1 protein-coding gene and 1 pseudogene are annotated in these 770 nt (G+C 73.4%); one reads left to right on the top strand and one right to left on the bottom strand.

The features are described from left to right. Nucleotides 1-134: 134 nt before the first annotated feature. Nucleotides 135-500, top strand: coding sequence for a FadR/GntR family transcriptional regulator (locus AC27KI_RS26330; RefSeq protein WP_487116814.1), 366 nt, complete (start codon nt 135-137; stop codon nt 498-500). 23 nt (nt 501-523) lie between these two features. On the opposite strand, the pseudogene AC27KI_RS26325 reads toward AC27KI_RS26330, so the two are convergent. Continuing rightward, nucleotides 524-770 (bottom strand): annotated as a pseudogene (locus tag AC27KI_RS26325) (response regulator); the annotation flags it as partial.

Here is a 770-nt window from a genome sequence, read left to right as displayed (position 1 = left end):
TGGAAATCCGCATGGCTCGGGCGTGTATGTGTGCAGCCGCGCGCTGCGGCGCTCCGCCCTGCCCCCCGTCCATGGGCGAGAGCCCGGCCGAAACTGATGCAGGGCGCGGGGCGCGGTGGGAGGGAGCAGTCATTGTGCTGGCGTGCGTGCACGCCACGCCGGACGGCCTGGTCCGTGTGCAGGCGAGCATCGACGCCATGCGCGCCGACATCGCGGCCGGGCGCGATGTGCTGGAGCACGACCGAGAGTTCCACGTGCGCATCGCGGAGATGACCGGCAACTCGGTGCTGGTGCGGCTGGTGGGCAGCCTGTTCGACGAGCGCCGCGGGCCGCTGGCCAGCCACATGCGCGAGCGGCTGGAAGGCCAGCCGACCTGGCACGCGGCCCTGGCTGAGCATGAGCAGATCTACCGCTGCCTCGCGGCGCGCGACCCCTTGCTGGCGGAGTCGGCCATGCGCTCGCACATCCGGGCGGCGGCGGACCGCTGGGTGATGCCCTGAGGCGTGCGGACGGGTCCTGAACGTCAGGGCGCCAGGTGGTCCCGCAGCGCCTTCCAGCCGGCCACGGCGGCCGGCACATCTTCGGCGATGGCGGCCTCTTCGAGGCGGCTGGCCACCCGATGGCCTTCGCTGCGGCCCAGCGTGAGCAGCACGGTGCGCAGGTTGTGCGCCAGCCGGCGCAGCGCGGCCAGGTCGGCCGCCGCCGCGGCCCGGTCGCCCTCTTCGCCATCCCTGGCGAACTGAACGAAGCAACGCTCGCGGTAGGCCTCG

The sequence above is a fragment of the Acidovorax sp. KPB24-03 genome, assembly GCF_057546605.1.
Note: the sequence above shows the minus strand (reverse complement) of the source record. Positions and strands in the feature narration are given on the sequence as shown.